The 19,129-nt window shown below is 71.0% G+C and carries 13 protein-coding genes; 3 read left to right on the top strand and 10 right to left on the bottom strand.

The window, feature by feature from the left end; translation table 11 throughout:
* Nucleotides 1-8: 8 nt before the first annotated feature.
* Entirely contained in the window at nucleotides 9-3,338 is a 3,330-nt protein-coding gene (locus tag ACSQ4M_RS19145) for a hypothetical protein (protein ID WP_436191011.1), read from the bottom strand.
* Here ACSQ4M_RS19145 and ACSQ4M_RS19140 point away from each other — a divergent pair.
* Entirely contained in the window at nucleotides 3,322-3,555 is a 234-nt protein-coding gene (locus tag ACSQ4M_RS19140) for a hypothetical protein (protein WP_436191010.1), read from the top strand. The two genes, ACSQ4M_RS19145 and ACSQ4M_RS19140, sit on opposite strands and share 17 nt — an antisense overlap.
* On the opposite strand, the gene ACSQ4M_RS19135 is transcribed toward ACSQ4M_RS19140, so the two are convergent.
* On the bottom strand, nucleotides 3,518-5,680 hold the full coding sequence (locus ACSQ4M_RS19135) for a putative bifunctional diguanylate cyclase/phosphodiesterase (RefSeq protein WP_436191009.1): 2,163 nt from the start codon (nucleotides 5,678-5,680) through the stop codon (nucleotides 3,518-3,520). The genes ACSQ4M_RS19140 and ACSQ4M_RS19135 overlap by 38 nt on opposite strands.
* Before the next feature lie 308 nt (nucleotides 5,681-5,988).
* Nucleotides 5,989-6,966 (bottom strand): tripartite tricarboxylate transporter substrate binding protein, encoded by a 978-nt coding sequence (locus tag ACSQ4M_RS19130; protein WP_436191008.1) that lies wholly within the window; start codon nucleotides 6,964-6,966, stop codon nucleotides 5,989-5,991.
* A 110-nt stretch (nucleotides 6,967-7,076) separates the two neighbouring features.
* On the opposite strand from ACSQ4M_RS19130, the gene ACSQ4M_RS19125 reads away from it, so the two are divergent.
* Together ACSQ4M_RS19125 and ACSQ4M_RS19120 are read left to right on the top strand one after the other, a co-directional pair.
* On the top strand, nucleotides 7,077-7,835 hold the full coding sequence (locus tag ACSQ4M_RS19125; protein ID WP_436191007.1) for an SDR family NAD(P)-dependent oxidoreductase: 759 nt from the start codon (nucleotides 7,077-7,079) through the stop codon (nucleotides 7,833-7,835).
* Complete coding sequence (locus ACSQ4M_RS19120; protein ID WP_436191006.1) at nucleotides 7,832-8,617, top strand: alpha/beta fold hydrolase; 786 nt, start codon at nucleotides 7,832-7,834, stop codon at nucleotides 8,615-8,617. The genes ACSQ4M_RS19125 and ACSQ4M_RS19120 overlap by 4 nt, the downstream gene beginning before the upstream one ends.
* Before the next feature lies 1 nt (nucleotide 8,618).
* Here ACSQ4M_RS19120 and ACSQ4M_RS19115 read toward each other — a convergent pair whose 3' ends face one another.
* The 7 genes from ACSQ4M_RS19115 to ACSQ4M_RS19085 all read right to left on the bottom strand — a co-directional run bounded on the left by ACSQ4M_RS19115 (nucleotide 8,619) and on the right by ACSQ4M_RS19085 (nucleotide 19,034).
* Nucleotides 8,619-9,965, bottom strand: a complete 1,347-nt coding sequence (locus ACSQ4M_RS19115; RefSeq protein ID WP_436191005.1) for an NAD(P)/FAD-dependent oxidoreductase — start codon at nucleotides 9,963-9,965, stop codon at nucleotides 8,619-8,621.
* A gap of 46 nt (nucleotides 9,966-10,011) precedes the next feature.
* Complete coding sequence (locus ACSQ4M_RS19110) at nucleotides 10,012-12,480, bottom strand: TonB-dependent siderophore receptor (protein WP_436191004.1); 2,469 nt, start codon at nucleotides 12,478-12,480, stop codon at nucleotides 10,012-10,014.
* Nucleotides 12,481-12,657: 177 nt separating this feature from the next.
* Nucleotides 12,658-13,998 carry a sigma-70 family RNA polymerase sigma factor gene (locus ACSQ4M_RS19105; protein ID WP_436191003.1) on the bottom strand — a complete coding sequence of 447 codons (1,341 nt, stop codon included), beginning with the start codon at nucleotides 13,996-13,998 and terminating at the stop codon, nucleotides 12,658-12,660.
* Nucleotides 13,999-14,068: 70 nt separating this feature from the next.
* Complete coding sequence (locus ACSQ4M_RS19100) at nucleotides 14,069-16,516, bottom strand: TonB-dependent siderophore receptor (protein ID WP_436191002.1); 2,448 nt, start codon at nucleotides 16,514-16,516, stop codon at nucleotides 14,069-14,071.
* Between the two features lie 72 nt (nucleotides 16,517-16,588).
* Nucleotides 16,589-17,551 (bottom strand): FecR domain-containing protein, encoded by a 963-nt coding sequence (locus ACSQ4M_RS19095; protein ID WP_436191001.1) that lies wholly within the window; start codon nucleotides 17,549-17,551, stop codon nucleotides 16,589-16,591.
* Nucleotides 17,548-18,048 (bottom strand): sigma-70 family RNA polymerase sigma factor, encoded by a 501-nt coding sequence (locus ACSQ4M_RS19090; protein WP_436191000.1) that lies wholly within the window; start codon nucleotides 18,046-18,048, stop codon nucleotides 17,548-17,550. Before ACSQ4M_RS19090 ends, ACSQ4M_RS19095 begins: the two co-directional genes overlap by 4 nt.
* A gap of 110 nt (nucleotides 18,049-18,158) precedes the next feature.
* Nucleotides 18,159-19,034, bottom strand: a complete 876-nt coding sequence (locus ACSQ4M_RS19085) for a S1 family peptidase (protein ID WP_436190999.1) — start codon at nucleotides 19,032-19,034, stop codon at nucleotides 18,159-18,161.
* Nucleotides 19,035-19,129: the final 95 nt, after the last annotated feature.

Here is a 19,129-nt window from a genome sequence, read left to right as displayed (position 1 = left end):
GCGCCATTTCACAGGGTCTCCAGGAAGGCCTTGAGCTGCGTCTTCTCCAGCTCCGACAGGTTCTCGGCGAACCAGTGGCCGCGGTCGAGCACGAAGTCCGGACATTTGCTGGCCTTCAGCAGCGGCTCCTCGGCCTCCGCCAAGAAGGCGGCAAGCGGCTGCTCATCGCGCGCCAACGCCTCGCCCGGAAACTCTTTGCGAACACGCAGCATGCCGCGCGTCAGGCCCGCCGCAGCGTTGAACAGATCCGCGAACGGCGCCTGTGGACTCAGGTTCATCACCAGGCTGACAGGCGTACCCCGGGGGATGGGTCCCAGTCGGATGTCGCTGCCGCGGCCGTCGACCCAGGCGCCGAGGTACCAGGCGATGGCGAGCGAGCCCAGCGCGCTCAGGCCGAAGAAGATGCGCGTGGGCAGGCGCAGCCACGGCAGGAGCAGGAACACCGCCGCGCCAAGCGCTGCCAGCGCCGGAATCCACCAAAGCCAAGGATGGATGCCCGCAATGCCGCTCGCGTGCAGCAGCGCCGCCACGCCGGCCGCAAACGCGGCCAGCACGAAGCCGGCCCAACGCGCGCGCGCCACCAGCGCCAGCACAGCGGCGATGACAGCGCCCAGCAACCACACCCAGCGGGTGGCGAAGTCCAGCACCGTCTCGCCTACCAAGCCGGCCAGCAACGGACGGATGAAGACTGCGCGAAAGTCGATCCATGTCGGCTCCGTCGTGCGGTAGATGAAGCCGGGTTCCTGCGCGTAGCGTGCGATCTCCCGGCGCAGGTCGCCCAGCTGGCCGCTGCCTCCGACCCGCTTTTCGCGCGAGAACATCTTGTCGATGCCGTCGTCGAACCCGGCCAGCCGCGCGGCCACCGACGGATCGGGATCATTGCTGGGGTGGCGCCTGCCTTGCGCATCAACCTTGTCAAGCGCGTTGAGCCGACCGAGCGCGTTGTTGTGCAGATAGGGGGCCGTGGCCCACAGGCTCACCAGCGAAGCCGGCCGGTAATAGCCGGGGCCTCCTTTTGGTGGCGCATAGCTGTCGTTGTTGCCCCACGGGTCGAGTGCCACCCTGCCGGCCAGGCGGGGGTTGTAGAAGCGCACTTCGCCCACCTCCGGCAACTTCTTGTAGTCTTCCGAGGAGAAGTTGTCCCAGACTTGGCCGCGCATCGCGTTGGTTCCCACCGCCCGGCCCGAATTGGTGCCGACCAGCGTGACCGGCACGCGGATGTCGGTGGACAGGTAGTTGTCCTTCACGAAATCCTTGCCCGCGTCCTCCTCTTCGCGCACGAAGGACTTCAGGCGTTCCACATAGGCCTGGTGCGCCGGGCTCAGCCGGTAGGCGTCCCAGTCGGCGTAGTCCATCGGCAGCGTCAGCGGACCGGATGCCATCACAGGAGCCGTGCGCCAGCCGCGCGAGAAATTCAGCGCGAAGTTCGACGGCTGTTTGCTGGAATGGCACACCGCGCAGTTCTGCAGGAAAACCTCGCGGCCGGACTTGACCAGTTTCTCCTTCCCGGCCAGACGCTCGCGCCCCTCTTTCGTGGCGCTGAGCTTCATGGCCTGCGTGACCGTCGCACCGCGCTCGGTCACATGGGTGAAAAAAGCCGCCAGCTGCGGGATGCGGTAACGCTCGGTCGCCTGCCAGTAGACCGATTTCTGCTGCACAGTGGCCAGCTCGAACGGGCGTTGCGCGGTGAAACCGATGAACGGGTTGTGCAGGTGCTGCCACTGCTCTGCGTAAGCGCCGATGTTGAGGTACACGCGCGCCAGCGCGCCTTCGAGCCCGATGCTGTCCGAACCGTCGACCAACACACGTGGCGTATGGCGCGGGCTGGTGTCCGGCCGATCGGCGCTGCTGGGCTGCAGCAGGTTTGCCACGCTCTGCTCTTCTGGCGGATTGAGGAGAGCCCGTTGGTTGCGCGCGTTGACCTCGAACACCGCATTCATGGTGTTGGCGTTGTTGATGTGGTCGGTGCTGACCAGCGAGGCGTCGACGGTGCCCCGCTGCTGGCTGGCCACGAGCTGCCACAGGAAGCTGTGCGGCTGCTTGAGGTTCAGGAAAGCTTTGGGCGGATTCCAGTACTGCGCGCCGATGATGCTGGACAGATTGGCCCATTCGGGGTTTTCGGGATCGGCCGGCGGGTTCAGCGGATGGGGGGCAACATGGCAGAACGCGCAGGCCATGCTGATGCGGAATGGACGCACCAGCGCCGGATCGGCATGGATGGCCTGGCGCGGCCTGTCCTTCGTGTCCTTCAAGTAGTAGGCACCGGGCGCTGCATCGGTGACCTTCTCCTTCCAGTAAGCACGCGCCTGTTCCGCGGCCGGCGTATCACCGAAGAAGTCGGGATTGGGCAGCAGGCGCAGCCCCACGACGCCCGAGGGGTAGCCATAGACCAGGGGATCGACGCCGTCCTGAGCCAGACGGGCCATGGTGGCCGCGTAGAGCTTGCGGTCGCCGATCTCGAAGGGCTCGCGCCCGCGCCGCGAGGCGGGCCGGTAGAAGCCCTCCAGCCAGACCTTGTCGCCGTCCGCCTCGTCCAGATACAGGCCCAGAATCGGCTCGTCCAGCTTCGCACGCATGCCCGGCTGGTTGACCACGCCGAGATCCTTGAAGCGGCTCCCGCGCTGCCGCGAATCGAGCAGCACCAGGAAGTCGGCCAGACCGTAGCCCTGTTCCTGCAACCAGCCCCAGAAGACCTCGTTGCCCTGTCCCCAGAGCATCCAGGTGTTCTGTCCGCGCACGGCCTGGCGCGCCGCCGGCAAGTTGCGGCTGTCCGTCACACGCAGGTACTCGAGCGGAACCAGCTTCTCCGTCTTCGGATCGAAGACTTGGTCCATCTGCCCGAAGACAGGCCGTGGCTCCGTGGGAAAGCTGTCTGGTTCGCGTGACAGCAATGGCGTGCCGCGCAGCGTGGTGGCGCCCTTGCCGGCTGCATCGACCGGCGCGCCGATTTCGACACCATCGACGCGCGGCTGCCTGCCGGCGTGCGGGGCGGGCGCCGTGGCAGCTGCTGGATAGCGCGTGCGCGCCGCCGACAGCCCTGCGGTGGCAGACGCTGCATCTGCAGGAGGTGCGGCCGCCACGGAGGCCGGCCCAGTTGGAGCCGAGGCGGGGCCCACGGCCAGCGCGGCCGGCCACAGGACCGCCAACACAGCCGACAGCAACAGGCAGAAGGGCCACCGCATACCGCGCGCGGGCGCCGCTCGCAGGCCAGCTGTACCGTCACCATGCATGTCGATTCCTCCCAGGGCCCGCTTCTCGATGGCGTAGCGTGAGGACCGAGCGCAGTTCTTCGTCAGTCCTTCTGTGATTCTTTCCACTTCCTTGGATTCGGAAATCATCACAACAGAGGATGCACAGGAGACTTTCGCCCGGCTGCTGCTGCAAGACGGCGCACACCCGCTGCGCATCGCGCGCCGGGCCGATGCAGAGACAAAGCAGCTGGGCGGCGCCCATTGCACGCAGTGGAATGCCGAGCTGGCCTACGCGCGCTTTCGCACGCCGGTGGCATCGGGCTGCCTCAAGCCCGGGCTGCAGGGGCCTGTGCTGAAAGCTTGAAAGCGCAGGCCGGTTGATAGGTCGACAGCGCGAACGCCACCTGGTCGGACCGGCACCTGTCCGCGGCCCACTCGGCCACGCGCTCGGCCGCCATCGGCCTGGCGAACAGAAAGCCCTGCAGGTCGTCGCACTGCAGCCGGGTCAGCACATCCTGCTGCGCCGCGGTCTCCACGCCCTCGGCCACCACCTTGAGGCCCAGCGCATGGGCCAGCCGGATCACCGCCTCGACGATGGCGCGCGCGTCGGCGCTGGACTCCAGGTCCTGCACGAAGGAGCGGTCGATCTTGAGCTCGCCCACCTGCAACTGGCGCAGGTAGGACAGGCTGGAGTAGCCGGTGCCGAAGTCGTCGATGGACAGGTGCACGCCGATGGCGCCGAGCGCCTCGAAGGCCTTGCGCGTGCCCTCGGCGTCCTCCATGGCGACCGACTCTGTGATCTCGAAGGTCAGCTGCGTCGCGTCGATGCCGGCCCGCGCGATGGTGGCCGCCACGCGCCGAACGAAATCCTCCTGGCGCAACTGGTGCACCGACAGGTTGACAGCCACGCGCAGGCGCAGGCCCTGCCCGTACCAGGCCGCGATCTGGCGGCAGGCCTCCTCGATGACCCAGTTGCCGAGCGCGGAGATCAGGCCGAAGCGCTCTGCCACGGGAATGAACAGCGCCGGGCCCAGCGTGCCGCGCGTGGGGTGCTGCCAGCGCACCAGCGCTTCCACGCCGGTGATGACTTCGCGTCCCGCACTGACCTTGGGCTGGAAGTGCAACACCAGTTCGCCGCGTTCGATGGCCAGGCGCAGGTCGCGCTGCAGTTCGAGCTGCTCACGCACACCGGCGTTCATGTGCGCCTCGAAGAAGGCGTAGGACGCACCGCCGGCACGCTTGGCCGCGTACATCGCCGCGTCGGCGTGGGCCATGAGTTCGGCATCGGGGCCATCGGAGGGAAACAGCGCGATACCGACCGAGCACGACAGCCGCACCTCGTGCCCGCCCTGCTCCATCGGCGCGCTGACCAGATCGATGAGCCGCTGCGCCGTCTGCGCGATGGCGGCCGAGTCGCCGGCGCCCTCCAGCAGCAGCACGAACTCGTCGCCGCCCACGCGCGCCACCGTGTCGCAGGCACGCAGCCCAGTCGCCAGGCGACGCCCCACCTCCTGCAGCACGGCGTCGCCGACCCGGTGGCCGAACGAGTCGTTGACCGGCTTGAAGCCGTCCAGGTCGATGAACAGCAGCGCGAGGCGGGTCTTGCCGCGCCGGCAACGCTCCACCGCCGAGGCCACGCGCTCGTCGAACAGCAGCCGGTTGGGCAGGCCGGTCAGCGCGTCGCGGAAGGCGATCTGCTGCAGTTCGGCATTGGCGGCCTTCAGCGACACCGCCAGCCGCTCGGTCTTGCCCTGCATGCGGGCATCCAGCAGCGAGGTGAACATGGCCATGCTCAGCAGCAAGGTGGCAGCCACCGTGACGAGCACGCCCAGGCTGTCGCCGCGCAGTGCGTCGACGGTCAGGCACACGCTGCCCGTGGAGAAATCTGCCGCCGCCATGCCGGTGTAGTGCATGCCGCTGATCGCCGCGCCCATGACCAGGGCCGCCAGCACCTGCCGGTAGCGCGCGGCCACGCCGCGGTAGCCGCGCAGCGCGAAGAAGACCACCAGCGCCACGGCCGATGCGACGACGGCAATGGCGCCCGATGCCAGCACCAGCAGCCAATCCCACCGGATGCCGGGCGTCAGCTCCAGCGAGGCCATGCCCAGGTAGTGCATGGCGCAGATGCCGGCGCCCATGGCCAGCGCACCACGGCCCAGCCGCGCCAGGTTCAGCGTGGCCAGGCTGGCCGTGTGCAGCGCCACGCCGGAGACCAGCACCGCCGCCACCCAGGACAGTGCGGTGACGGCATAGCCGTAGCCCACCTCGAACGGCAGCGTGACGGCCAGCATGCCGATGAAGTGCATGGACCAGATGCCAGTGCCCAGCGCGAGCGAGCCGCCGACCCACCAGGCGCGGGCGATGGTACGGTCGCTCGTGCGCACGCGCTGGGCCAGGTCCAGCGCGACGAAGGACGCGTAGCTGGCGATCAGGAATGAGAGCGCCACGACCCAATGGTTGTAGCTGACCTCGGCAAAGGCTGGTGTCATCGGGATCGAAGAGGTAGCGGTGCGTCGATTCTCCCGCCGCTCGCGCACACAACTGTGGCGAAACCTTGTCGCGCTCCACCTGGACAGGCATGCGTTCCGCACGCAGGCGGGCTTGTTGAGACTGCGCGGACGTGTGCAACGCCGGGCACCGGGGCGGCGGCGCGTTCGTGGTCATCGGCCTGGGCCCGGACAAGCCCGAGGAACTGCCCGCCGCGCCCGATGCCGTCCAGTCGCGCGTGCTGCAGGCCACAGCCGGCGCGTGGCGCAGCACAAGCCCGGCTGAGCGGGGCCCTGCTCCGCGGCGCGCCTCAATCGATGCGCGCGCCCGAGTCCTTGACCACCTTGGCCCAGCGCGCGAGCTCGGCGTCGATGTGCGCGCCCAATGCGGCCGGCGTGGACCCCACCAGCTGGTAGCCGCTGGCCTCCAGCTGGGCGCGGATCTCGGGCTGCGCCACCACGGTGGCGATCTCGCGGCTCAGCCGCTCGGTGATCTCGGCCGGCGTGCCGGCCGGCGCCAGGATGGCGTACCAGCCGTTGACCACGAAGTTGGGCACGCCGAGCTCCTGCATGGTCGGCACGTCGGGCAGCATGGGCATGCGCCGGTCGCCGGTCACGGCCAGCGGGTGCAGCTTGCCGGCCTTCACGTGCGGCAGCGAGGTCGAGGCGCTGTCGAAAGCCAGGTTCACTTCGCCGCCCAGCAGCGCGTTGACCATGGGCGCGCTGCCCTTGTAGGGCACGTGCGTCATCTTCACGCCGGCCGCCGTGCTGAAGTACTCGGCCGCCAGGTGGCTGGTGTTGCCGTTGCCGGCCGAGGCGAAGGTGATCTTGCCGGGGTTGGCCTTGGCCTCGGCGATGAGCTCGGGCACCGTGCGCGCCTTCAGCGAACTGCTGCCCGTGACCAGCAGCGGCAGGTTGGCCACCAGCGAGACCGGCGCGAAGTCCTTGCGCGTGTCGTAGGGCAGCTTGGGGTACAGGCTCGCGTTGATGGCGTGCGCGGCCAGCACCATGATGAAGGTAGTGCCGTCGGGCTTGGCGCGCGCCGCGTACTGCGAGGCCAGCGTGCCGCCCGCGCCGGGCTTGTACTCCAGCACCACGGGCTGGCCCAGGCGCTCCTGCAGCTTGATCGACAGCGGCCGCGCCACGAGGTCGGCGCTGCCGCCGGGCGGGTACGGGATGACCAGCTGGACGGGCCGGTCGGGCCAAGTCTGCGCGAAGGCGGGCAGTGCGGCGGCCGCGCCGAGGGCCAGGGCAGCGGCGGTGAGCAGTTGGCGGCGGAATGTCGGCATGGTGTGTCTCCTTGGCGTCTTGTCACCGCGCAGTGTCGCCCCGGGCCGCCTGCGCAGGTGTCGCGCCCGCGCTGGCCTAACATGGCCGCCTCCCCGCTCCCGACCCTGCCATGACCACCTCCTCCCACCTCACCATCCTGACCGGCGCCTCGCGCGGCATGGGCCTGGCCATGGCCCGGCAGCTGCTGCAGGAAGGCCAGCACCTGCTGTGCATTTCACGCCAGGCCAACGCCGAACTGCAGCAGCTGGGCGGCGCCCACTGCACGCAGTGGCAGGCCGACCTGGCCGACGGCGCGGCCGTGGCTGCGCGGCTGGACCACTGGCTCAGCGGCCACCACGGCGCGCGCTGGGCCAGCGCCACGCTGATCAACAACGCCGGCGTGATCCCTGCGCTGGTGCCGCTCAGCGACGCCGACCCGACCGACCTGGCCCGCGCTCTGCGCGTGGGCCTGGAAGCGCCCATGCAGCTCACGGCCGCCTTCCTGGGCGCCACGGGCGGCTGGAGCGGCCAGCGCCGCGTGCTCAACATCTCCTCGGGCCTGGGCCGGCGCGCCCAGGCCTCGCAATCGGCCTACTGCGCGGCCAAGGCCGGCATGGACCACTTCACGCGCTGCCTGGCGCTGGACGAGGCAGCGCGGCCGAACGGTGCCAAGGTCTGCGCGCTCGCGCCCGGCGTGATCGACACCGACATGCAGGCCCAGCTGCGCGGCGCCGACGTGGCGCACTTCCCCGACCAGGGCAACTTCGCGAAGATGCATGCGGGCGGGCAGCTGACCTCGCCCGAAGAGGCGGCGGCGCGCGTGCTGGCCTACCTGGCGCGGCCCGACTTCGGCGCCAACCCGGTGGCCGACGTGCGCGATCCCGCATGAGGACATCGGATCACCTGGTCGCCACGGCGGCCGGCCGGCTGTTCGCGCGCAGTTGGACGCCCGAGGGCGCCGCTGCCGACACCGCGCCCGTGCTGCTGTTCCACGACTCGCTGGGCAGCGTGGCGCTGTGGCGCGACTTCCCGGCCGCACTGGCGCAGGCGACGGGTCGGCGCGTCGTGGCCTACGACCGGCTCGGCTTCGGCCAGTCCGACGCCTGCGGCGAGACGCTGACGCCGGCCTTCGTGCGCCACGAGGCGCAGGCCCATGTGCCGGCCCTGGCCGAGCAACTGGGCATGGCACGGTTCGTCGCCTTCGGCCACAGCGTGGGCGGTGCCATGGCCGTGGAGACGGCGGCCGCGTTCGGCGAACGCTGCACGGCGCTCGTCACCGAGTCGGCGCAGACCTTTGCCGAGGACCGCACGCTCGAAGGCATCCGCGTGGCGAAGGCGCAGTTCGCCGAGCCCGGGCAGCTCGAGCGCCTGGCCCGCTACCACGGCGACAAGGCGCGCTGGGTGCTCCAGGCCTGGACCGGGACCTGGCTCTCGCCCGCCTTCGCCGACTGGTCCATCCACGCCGTGCTGCCGGCCGTGCGCTGCCCGGTGCTGGCCATCCATGGCGAGGACGACGAATACGGCTCGCTCGTGCACCCGCGCCGCATCGCCGCCGGCGTGGCCGGCCCGGCCGAGACGCTGCTGCTGCCGGGCTGCGGCCATGTGCCGCACCGCGAGCAGCCGCAGCCGGTGCTGGCGGCCGTGGCGCGGCTGCTGGCCGGCGTCGGCTGAGCTACTTCGGCCCGGGCGGCGCCTGCACGTCGTGCACCACGCGCGCATGGCGGCGGAAGGTCCAGTAGGCGCTGGCCCAGTCCATCAGCACGATGAGCCGGTTGCGAAAGCCGATCAGGAAGAAGATGTGCACGAACAGCCAGAACAGCCAGGCGAAGTAGCCCGAAAAGCGCAGCGGGCCGAACGGCGTGGGCACGTCGGCCACGGCCGAGTGGCGGCCGATGGTGGCCAGATTGCCCCAATCGCGGTAGCGAAAGGGCTGCGTGGCCCGGCCCGCAATGCGTGCCAGCACGTTGGCCGCGGCGCAGCGGCCCATCTGCTTGGCGCCCGGTGAGACGCCCGGCACGGGCTTGGGCGGCTGGCCGGGCACATGGCTCATCGCGGCGGCCAGGTCGCCGACTACGCTGATCTCGGGGTGGCCTTGAAGGCTCAGGTCGGGCTGCACCTGCACGCGGCCGGCGCGGTCCAGGCTGGCGCCCGTGGCCTCGGCGACCAGCCGGCCCAGCGGCGAGGCCGCGACGCCGGCGGCCCAGGTGATGCAGCGGCTCGCGATGCGCTCGGTGCGGGCCTGCGGCGTGTTGGCGTCGAGCGTGATGTCCAGCCCCTCGGCATCGATGCGCGTGACCAGCGCCGCCAGCCGCACGCGCACGCCGAGCGCCTGCAGCTGCTCGCGCGCGCGTTCGCTGAGCGCGGGCGGCATGGCCTGCAGCACGCGCGCGCCGCCTTCGACCAGCAGCACCTCGGCATCGGACGGCGTGATGCGGCGGAACTCGCCGGTCAGCGTGTGGCGCGCGATCTCGGCCAGCGTGCCGGCCATCTCCACGCCAGTGGGGCCGGCACCGATCACGACGAAGGTCAGCAGCGCGCGGCGCTTGGCCGGGTCATGTTCGCGCTCGGCCGCCTCGAAGGCCAGCAGCACGCGGCGGCGGATCTCGAAGGCATCGGCCAGGGTCTTGAGGCCGGGCGCGTGCACCGCCCAGTCGTCGTGGCCGAAGTAGCTGTGCGTGGCACCGGCGGCCACGATCAGGTGGTCGTAGCCCAGGCGTTCGCCGTCGGCCAGCTGCACGCTGCGTGCCGCGGCGTCGATGCCGGTGACCTCGCCGAGCAAGGTGGTTACGTTGGGCTGGCGCCGGAACAGCAGCCGCGCGGGTGCGGCGATCGAGGGCGCGGCCAGGCCGGCCGTGGCGACCTGGTAGAGCAGCGGCTGGAACAGGTGGTGGTTGGTCTTCTCGACCACGGTCACGGCTACGGGCGCGCCGGCCAGCGCCCGCGCGGCCTCCAGGCCGCCGAAGCCGCAGCCGACGACGACGACGCGCGGGCGCGCGCCGGCAGAAGATGGTGCTTGCATGCGCGGCATTATGGGCAGCGCATGCGGCCCCGCCGCCGGCTTGCCCTCAGTAGCGCAAGTCCAATGCCACACGCACCGAGCGCGGCGCGCCGTAGTAGCTGTTGCCGGTGCTCGTGTAGTACCACTTGTCGAACAGGTTCTGCAGGTTGACCGAGACCTGCAGCTTGGGCGTGAGCGCATAGCGCGCCATCAGATCGACCACGGCATACGCGCCCTGGACGAAGGTCGCCCGCGCCGGTCCCAGGTTGTCGGTGTAGATCCGGTTCTGCCAGCGCAGCCCGCCGCCGACCACCAGGCCGTGGCCCACGCCCGGCAGGCGGTACGAGGTGTACAGCTTGGCCACGCTCTGCGGCACGTTGGTGTTGAGCGGTGCGCCCAGGCGGTCGCGCGTCTGGTTGCGCGCGAAGCTGGTGGAGACCTCCCAGCCGCGCGCGAGCTGGCCGGCCAGCTCGAGCTCGAAGCCGCGGCTCCTGGTGCCGGACATGGCTTCATAGGCCTGCGCGCCATCGGGCGCAAACGTGTCGGTGATGGCGATGGCTTTGTTGTCCTCCTGCGTCTCGTAGACCGCGGCCGAGAAATTCAGGCGGTCGTCGAAGAAGGCGCCCTTGATGCCCAGTTCGCGGCTGTTGCCCATCAGCGGGTCCAGGTACTTGCCGTCCACGGTCTTCTGGCTCTGCGCCTGGAAGATGGTGGTGTAGCTGGCGTAGGCCGACCAGTGCGCGTCGAGGTCGAACACCACGCCGGCATAGGGAATCACCTCGCCGGTCTCGCGCAGCAAGGTGGTGGTCGTCACGCCCGTGCGGTTGCTGGTGCTGGCCGTGCCGCGGCGCCAATCGGTCACGCGCGCACCAGCGATCAGCGACAGCGCATCCGTGGCGCGCAGCCGCACCGAGGCGAAGGCGCTGTTGCTGCGCTCGTCCATGGCGTTGGTGCCGACGGCCGGGTTGGGCGGCGCCGCGGGGCTGCTGCCGTCCCAGGTGGTGATGTTGTCGATGGCGTTGCTCCAGCCGGCATGGGTCCAATTGGTGTAGGACGGGCTGTGCCGCTGGGTGCGTGCGTGCGTGGCGCCCACCACCAGGTCGTGCTCGCGGCCGAACAGGCCGAAGCTGCCCTTGGCCTGCAGGGCCAGCACGTTCTGGCGCGGCTTGTACTCCCAGTGCGTGGCCCAGATGCCCACGCCGGCCCCGGTCTCGCGCACCGGGTTGCCGGCGCTGGCGTAGCCGACCAGTTCATCGGAGAAGGTGACGGTGCGCATGGCCGTCGCCTGGAGCTCCCAGCCGTTGTCGAACGCGCGGTCCAGCGCGACGAAGCCCGAGGTGCTGTGGCGCTTGGAGTACGACCAGTTCGGCGCGGCCGAGTCGGAGCGGGCCCAGTGCGTGCGCGTGCCATCGCTGTAGTAGGCCGGCAGGCCGCCTCGGGCATGGCCGGTGGAGTCGTGGCGCTGCTCGCTCAGGCCGGCGCGCAGCAGCGTGTGCGGCGCCAGGTCGGCCTCCAGCACGCCATACAGCACGGTGCGGTCTTCCTGCAGCCGGTCGATGTAGGACTTGGCGTCCTGCTTCGCCGCCACCAGGCGGCCGCGCAGGCTGCCGGCGGCGTTGAGCGGGCCGCCCACGTCCACGTCGGCGCGGTAGTGGTCCCAGGAGCCGGCCTCCACGCGGGCCGAGGCCTGGAACGCGCGCGTCGGCTTCTTGCGCACCATGTTGATCGCCGCGCTGGCCGTGCCCGAGCCGTTCATGAGGCCGGTGGCACCGCGCACGATCTCCACGCGGTCGTACAAGGCCATGTCCTGGCTCTGGAAAATGCTGGAGTAGCTCTCCAGCATCTTGATGCCGTCGACCATGTAGTTGTCGACCGCGAAGCCGCGCGAGTAGATTGGCGAGCTGTCCGAGCCGACGTTGCCGCCCTGGGCCACGACCAGGCCGGCGGTCTGGGCCGCCACGTCGGTCAGCTGAGTCAGGCCCTGGTCTTCCATGCGCTGGCGCGTGATCACGCTGACGGACTGCGGCGTCTCGCGGATCGACAGCGGCAGCCCGGTGGCCGTGGCCGTGGAGCGCGTGGTGTAGCTGCCGCTGCGCTCGGTGGTGCCGTCGGACAGGGCCTGTGCCTTGACCGTGACCGGTGCCAGCGCCGCGCCTGCCGATCCTTCGGCCGGCGCCACCGCCTTGAGCACGTAGCCGCCGGCGCGTTCGCTGGCGATGGCCACACCGCTGCCGACCAGCAGGCGTGCCAGCGCCTCGCGCGGCAGCAGCAGGCCCTGCACCGTCTGGCCGCGGCGTCCGGCGACCTCGGCCTCGTCGAACAGCAGCTGTGCGCCGGACTGCCGGCCGAAGGCACCCAGCGCCGCGGCCAGCGGCTGGGCCGCGATCTCGAACTGCGCCGGCTGCTGCGCCTGTACCTGCGGCGCCGCCAGCACGGCCAGCGCGCCGCTCAGCAGCAGCGCTGCCGACTGTCCGCGGGCCATGCCCGCCTGCTCCATCGCGCGCACGCGCGCGCCCCCCATCCTGCGTGTCCGCATCTGCACATCCTGTGGTTGCCGTGGCGGCGCGCAGGGCGCGCCGCGGGTGTGCGGCCGTTGGCTGGGCCTCGGTGTCCCGGGGCGGTTGGCTGGCAGCCGGACGGCCGGAGAATTCCGGCCGTTGCTGTGGAAGACGCGCGATCGGTGCGCAACACGAACCTGCGCGCGGAAAAAAATTCAGCGCGGCGCGATGCTCCAGCCGCCGGCCTCGCGGCGCACGTGCACCGGCACCAGGTCGGGCAGCAGCTCCAGGAAGTCCTCGGGCGCCGCCGTGGCCAGGTAGCCCGACACTGGCAACTGCGCCAGTGCCGGGCTGGCCAGCACCACGGGCCGGCCCAGGTAGCGGGCCAGTTCCTGGGCCACCTCGCCCAGCGGCATGCGCTGCAGGCGCAGGTGCCCGCTGCGCCAGTCGCCGACCGCCTCGACCGGGGCCGGCACCGCCTGGTGCCGGCCGGTGGCGGCGTCGACGGCGACGCCGGTGCCCGGGCCCAGCCGCAGCACGGTGCCCTGGGCCGCGCGCAGGTCGGGCCGCAGCTCGACCTGGCCCTGCTGCACCTGCAGCACCAGCGTCGCGGGCGCCATGCGCAGGTTGAAGGCGGTGCCGACCACGGTCACGCGGCTGTGCCCGGCATCGACGCTGAAGGGCCGCTGCGCGTCCGGCACCACGCGGAAGAAGGCCTCGCCCTGCACCAGCACCAGCGCACGCCGGCGCAGGCCATAGCGCACCTCCAGCCGGGTGCCGACGTTCAGTGCGAGCTGCGAGCCGTCGGGCAGCGTCACCTCGCGTGTCTCGCGCGGGCCGGTGGCGAAATGCAGGCGCTGCTCCTGCACCTCCTTCCAGGCCTGCCAGCCGCCGCCCAGCGCCAGGCAGCCCAGCAGCCCCAGTGCCGCGCCGCGGGCCAGGGCCGTGCGGCGCGTGGACGGCCTGGACGGCGGCACTGCCGGCCCGTGACGCAGCCGCAGCGCGCAATGCGCTTGCGCGCGGCCGATGTGGCGCGACACCATGCGCAGCGAGATGCCCATGCGCCGCGCCACGTCCTCCTGCGTCAGGCCTTCCACGGCATGCAGCGTGAAGGCTTCGCGCTGGCGCGCGGGCAGCTCGGCCAGCGCAGCATCGAGCCGGGCCAGTTGCTGGCGGTGGTGGGCGGTGTCCAGCGGGTCGCTGGCCGCATCGGCCGGCAGGGACTGCAGCGCGTCGCCGCAGTCCTGCGCCGAGACCAGCTCAAGGGCCTGCGTTCCGCCGCGCCGACGCCACGCGTCGATGCCGGCATGGGTGGCCGAGCGGGCCAGGTAGGCCTGCTCCTTGCCGGCCAGCGGCATGCGGCCGGTGGCGGCCATGCGCGCGAACACCTGTTGTGCCAGGTCCTCGGCATCGGCGCGGCTGCCCAGGCGGCCCTGCAACAGGCGGACCAGCGGCAGACGCCAACGCCGATAGAGGCTGGCCAGGCCGGCCGACACCGGCGACCAGTCGGCCGCCACGCCGTCCGCTGGCGGCATGGTGACCGGTTCGCGCTTCATGGATGCGGCGCATTCTATCGAGAACCATTCTCATCCTCTTGCTGCGCCGGCAGCACCCGCGCCTGGCTTCTCAGAAGTCGTAGCGCACGCCGAGGTTCACGCTGCGCGGCGCGCCCCAGGTGTAGAACAGGCCCTGGCTCGTGAAGTTGGTGACGCCCGAGAAGTACTTCCTGTCGAAGGCGTTGTCCACGTTGAGCGTGACGCTCAGGTGACGGTCGACCTGGTAGCGGGCCATGAGGTCGAACAGCCAGTAGGCGTCCTGGCGCAGCGTGGCCGCGCCGCGGCTCGTCGAGATGGCGCTCTGCCAGCGCATGCCGCCGCCCAGCGTCAGGCCTTGCAGCACGCCGCCCGCGAAGCGGTAGCTGCTGCCCAGCTTGAACTGGTGCTGGGGCGTGGTGGAGGCGCTGCTCAGGGTGCTGTCGTTCATCACGTAGCTGCCCTGGGCCTGCCAGCCGCGCGCGAGTTCGCCCGAGAGCTCCAGCTCGTAGCCGCGCCGGATCACGCCGTCCACGGCCCGGTAGATGCTGTCGCCGTTGTCGTTCAGGCCCACCTCCTCGGCGGTGTTGTCGGTGCGCATCCAGAAGTAGGCCAGGCTGGCGTTCAGGCGCTTGGCGAAGAACTCGCCCTTCGCACCGATCTCGAAGGTCTTGCCTTGCTCGGGCGGCAGGGCGCGCTCGGACGCGTCTTTGGCGCTCTGCGCGTTGAAGATGCTGGCATAGCTGCCGTAGACCGAGATGTCGGGCGCCACGTCGACGACCAGGCCGGCGTAGGGCGTGACCACGCCGCGTTCGTGCATCTGGTAGTTGTACCAGCCGATGTCGGTCACGTCGTTCTGGTCGTAGTCGGTCACGCGCGCGCCGACGATGAGCTTGACCGGATCGGCCAGGTTGAGGCGGCCGGTGGCGTACACGTACCGGTTCTTGCGGCTGAACAGGTCGTTGGAGTACGCCATGCTGTTCCAGTCCGGTTCGGCGATGCCGGCACCGCCGTCGGCATAGGCCACGCCGGCGGCGGCCAGCGTCGCGGCCGCGCCGGCGCCGCGCAGCAGCGTGGTGCGTGCGCGCGTGTTGCCGATGCCCACGAGCAGGTCGTGCTGGCGGCCGAACAGCTGGAACGGGCCCTGCAGGTCCAGGCTCAAGCTGTCGTTGCGGTCGTGGATGTCGGTGTAGCGGTTGTATTGCACCTGGCCCGGCAGCGCGTAGCGCAGGTAGCCGATGCGCATGTCGGGCGTCTGCACGGTGTCGCGCGCCAGCTGCAGCCTGGCCGACCAGCCGCCGGCGAAGCGGTGCTCCAGCCGCGCGAACAGGCCCAGCGATTCCTGGTCGTAGCCGGCCCAGGAGGCGCCGTTGTTGTAGGAGCGCGGCATGCGCGCCACCGCCACGCCGTCGCCCGAGAAGGCCTGGATCGGCGTGGTGCCGGTGGCGCCGCGCAGCGTGCGCTCCTTGTAGGTCAGGCCCACGCCCAGCACGGTGCCCTCCGTGAGATCGGCCTCCAGCGTGCCGTACACCGTGCTGTTGCGGTTGTGCTGGCGGTCGCGGAAGGAGTCGGCGTCCTTGTGCGCGGCCACCAGGCGTCCGCGCAGCGTGCCGGCCTGGTTGAGCGGGCCGCTGATGTCGGCATCGGCGCGGTAGGTGTTCCAGCTGCCCACGCCGACCTTGGCGCTGGCCTGGAACTCGCGCGTGGGCCGCTTGCGGATCAGGTTGACGGTGCCGCCGTAGGCGCCATCGCCGTTGACCAGGCCCGACGAGCCCTTGAGCACCTCGACGCGGTCGATCTCGGCCATGTCGTCCAGCGAATACATGATGTGGCTGTTCCAGCCCCAGCCGCTGGACAGCAGCCGGTTGCCGTCGATCTTCAGATTCGCCGTGGAGCCGCGCACGTTGAAGGTGGTCATGTCGGCTTGCCGGCTCACGGTCACGCCGGGCGTCTGCACCAGCACGTCGGCCAGCGTCTCCAGGTGGAAGTCATCCATGCGCTGGCGCGTCATGACCGTGACCGACTGCGGCGTCTCGCGCAGCGTGAGTGCGAGGCCGGTGGCGGCGGCGCTGGGGCCGGCGGCGGTGTAGCTCTGTGTGCCTTCGGTGCGGCCGTCGCGTTCGGCCTGGGCGGTCACGCGGACTTCGGGCAGCGCGGTGACGGCAGCCCCGGTGACGGCCACCGGGCGCGCGGCGGCTGCGGGCTCGGCGGCGCGGCGCAGCGTCCAGGTGCCGTTCTCGGCCACCACGGCCTGCAGGCCGGTGCCGGCCAGCAGCGTGGCCAGGGCCTGCGTGGGCGCCAGGTGGCCCTGCACGCCGGGGCTGGCCAGGCCGCGCACCAGTTCGGGCTGGTAAGCCAGCAGCACGCCGGAGCTGCGCGCGAAGGCAGTCAGCGCGGCATCGAGCGGGCCGGCCGGGATGCTGTAGGCCACGGGCTGGGCCGCGGCGGTCTGCGCCCGTGCGGCAGGGGCGGCCAGCGGGCCGGCGATGGCGAAGACGGCCGCGAGTGCGGCGGCCAATGTGGTGGCGGGAAATGTCGGCATGGTGCTCGGGAAAGGAGGAGGAAAAGGTGGCTCTCCCCTCCTTGTCGCGCGAGGCGCGAAAAGGTGCAGACGCTAGGTCGGCCCGATGCGCACCCAGTAGCGCACCGGCACATGCACCTGCACCGGCAGCACCTGGACCAGGGCCTGCAGGATGCGGTCGGTGTCGGCCAGCGGGAACACGCCCGACAGGCGCAGGCCGGCCACCTCGGGTGCCAGCTGCACCAGGCCGGGCCGGTAGCGGCGCAGCTCGTCCACGAAAGCGTCCAGCCGCATGTCGGAGGCCACCAGCACACCGTCGGCCCAGGCCGGCGCCTGGGGCGATGGCAAGTCCGCGGCAGGACTGCCGGCCGACAGCTGGGCCGCCTGACCGGCTGCGATGTGCCGCACGGAACTCGCACCACGCAGCTCCACCGCGCCTTCGAAGACGGCGACCTGCATGGCCCCGGCGGCGGGTCCGTCAGCGTCGTGGCGCACCGTGAAGCGCGTGCCGAGCGCCTGCGCGCGGCCGACCGGCGTGTCGACCACGAAGGGGCGCCCGGGCGCTTGCGTGTCCGGCGCGGTGGCGATCAGCAGCTCGCCGGTGTGCAGGCGCAGCCGGCGCAGCGTGGGGCTGAAGTCGATGTCGAGCGCGGTGGCGGTGTTGAGCAGCAGTTGCGTGCCATCGGGCAGCTGCAGCCGGCGCTGCTCGCCCTTGGCGGTGCGCAGCTCGGCCAGCCAGCCGCGCGTGGCCATCTGCTCGCGGCCGGCGTAGACCGCCAGGCCGGCCACGGCCAGCGCGGCCATGCCGCCCAATGCGCGACGCCGTTGCGGGGCCGCTGGCCGACCGGCCAGGGCGGCGGAAAGGCCCGGTGCGCCCGTGCGCCAGCGCGCATCGGTGGTTTCGACATGGCACCAGGCCTGCTCGTGCAACGGGTCCGCGGCACGCCAGCGCCGCCATTGCGCACGGCTGGTGTCGGTGGCCTCGCCCGACCACAGGTGCACCAGCCATTCGACGGCAGCATCGACCACGGCGGCCGGCAGCGGGGTGGCCGTCATGTCACGCCCTCGGGGAAATAGCACTGGCGGATGGCGCGCGCCATGTACTGCTTGACCGAACTCAGCGAGACGCCCAGCCGCTCGGCGATCTCGGCATAGGACAGGCCGTCGAGCTGGGCCCACAGGAAGGCCTGGCGCACCTTGGCCGGCAGGCCGTCCAGGATGCGGTCGATCTCCAGCAGCGTCTCCAGCACGATGGCGCGCTCCTCGGGAGAGGGTGCGAGGTTCTCGGGCAGGTGGGCCAGCGCGTCGAGGTAGGCGCGCTCGACCTCGCGCCGGCGCAGGTGGCTGACCATGACGCGCCGCGCCACGGTGGTCAGGAAGGCGCGCGGCTCACGGATGTCCTCCAGCACGGTGCGCGACTCGATCACGCGCAGGTAGGTGTCGTGCGCGAAGTCGGCCGCATCGCCCGCATGCCCGAGCCGGCGCTGCAGCCAGCCGCGCAACCAGCCATGGTGCTGCTGGTAGAACTGGATCAGGGGCTGGTGCGGATTCACTGGATGAGAAGAATTCTTATTCCCTCATTGTAGGCCCGCCGAAGCCTGCTGCGCTCTGCAAGGCGCGGCCTGGGCGCCATGCCGGCCATGGAGGCCGCGCCGAACCAGGTTCAGTACTTGCTGATGTAGCCGTGGATCATCGCCCGCACCAGCGGCTCGAAATCCAGGATCTTGTCGGTGCTGAGCACCGCGCCCAGCGGCGCCGGGCCCGGCAGAGGCGTCGGCGGCACGGGCCGGCCGGCACGCATGCGGCCGACCAGCGGCTCGACCCCCGTCTCGCCCTGCAAGTGGGCATGGCGCTGCGCGTAGAGCACGCCCAGCAGGGCCACGCCGGGCGAGCGCTGCGCTGGCATGCTCCCCTCGCCTGCGGTGGCCGGCGTGCACAGGAACACCGGCGCGCCGCCCATGCCGGGGTGGCAGGGGGCGTCGACCAGGAATTGCGGCGCACCGCCATACGGCAGGTTGGCATGGGTGGCCGTGATGCCCAGGCGCGCCACGGGTTGCAGCTGCTGTGGATCCCACAGGCCCAGCGGATAGCCCAGCACGGCCACGGTTTCCAGATGGGCCAGCTCGGCGCGCTGCTCGCGCGGCAGGATGGCCGAACGCGACAGGTAGGTGATGTGGTAGTCGTTGCCTTCGGCCTTGATGGCCTGCAGGCTGGCGCCGGCGAACACCAGCACCAGGTCGATCGAGGGATCGGGGTGCGGATGGCACTTGTCCTCGAAATCGGGGATGCGGCATTCCAGCGGCTGCTGGGGCTGCAGCCGGCCATCGGCGTCCTTGCGCGTGATGAAGAAGCGGCCGCTGCGCGCGCCGTGCACCACGTGTCGGCTCGTGATCAGGCAGGGGCTGCGCTTGCCGTTCTCCAGCTGGAAGGCGAAGAAGAAGCCGGTGCCGCACTGCACGCCAGTGGGCGTGTCGCACTCGATGCGTGCAACGCAGTAGCCCATCTCATCGGTCAGTTTTTGCGATCCGGCAAGTGGCATGTCAAGACGCGCTGCAAGGTGTCACACAGATGTTTCGGATGCTAACCGAGCCTATGCAGTCCTGGATTCACCCAACTGGTGGAAATCCTGTCCGT

The organism is Pseudorhodoferax sp. LjRoot39, from assembly GCF_964253035.1.
GTDB lineage: Bacteria > Pseudomonadota > Gammaproteobacteria > Burkholderiales > Burkholderiaceae_C > Pseudorhodoferax.
This window is presented reverse-complemented; position numbering and strand designations above follow the sequence as displayed.

Bases quoted from the DNA above. Each gene is read 5' to 3' on its own strand.
- ACSQ4M_RS19145 (WP_436191011.1), bottom strand. From the start codon at position 3,338: ATGATTTCCGAATCCAAGGAAGTGGAAAGAATCACAGAAGGACTGACG.
- ACSQ4M_RS19105 (WP_436191003.1), bottom strand. From the start codon at position 13,998: ATGAAGCGCGAACCGGTCACCATGCCGCCAGCGGACGGCGTGGCGGCC.
- ACSQ4M_RS19125 (WP_436191007.1), top strand. From the start codon at position 7,077: ATGACCACCTCCTCCCACCTCACCATCCTGACCGGCGCCTCGCGCGGC.
- ACSQ4M_RS19110 (WP_436191004.1), bottom strand. From the start codon at position 12,480: ATGCGGACACGCAGGATGGGGGGCGCGCGCGTGCGCGCGATGGAGCAG.
- ACSQ4M_RS19135 (WP_436191009.1), bottom strand. From the start codon at position 5,680: ATGACACCAGCCTTTGCCGAGGTCAGCTACAACCATTGGGTCGTGGCG.
- ACSQ4M_RS19100 (WP_436191002.1), bottom strand. From the start codon at position 16,516: ATGCCGACATTTCCCGCCACCACATTGGCCGCCGCACTCGCGGCCGTC.
- ACSQ4M_RS19095 (WP_436191001.1), bottom strand. From the start codon at position 17,551: ATGACGGCCACCCCGCTGCCGGCCGCCGTGGTCGATGCTGCCGTCGAA.
- ACSQ4M_RS19130 (WP_436191008.1), bottom strand. From the start codon at position 6,966: ATGCCGACATTCCGCCGCCAACTGCTCACCGCCGCTGCCCTGGCCCTC.
- ACSQ4M_RS19120 (WP_436191006.1), top strand. From the start codon at position 7,832: ATGAGGACATCGGATCACCTGGTCGCCACGGCGGCCGGCCGGCTGTTC.
- ACSQ4M_RS19085 (WP_436190999.1), bottom strand. From the start codon at position 19,034: ATGCCACTTGCCGGATCGCAAAAACTGACCGATGAGATGGGCTACTGC.
- ACSQ4M_RS19115 (WP_436191005.1), bottom strand. From the start codon at position 9,965: ATGCAAGCACCATCTTCTGCCGGCGCGCGCCCGCGCGTCGTCGTCGTC.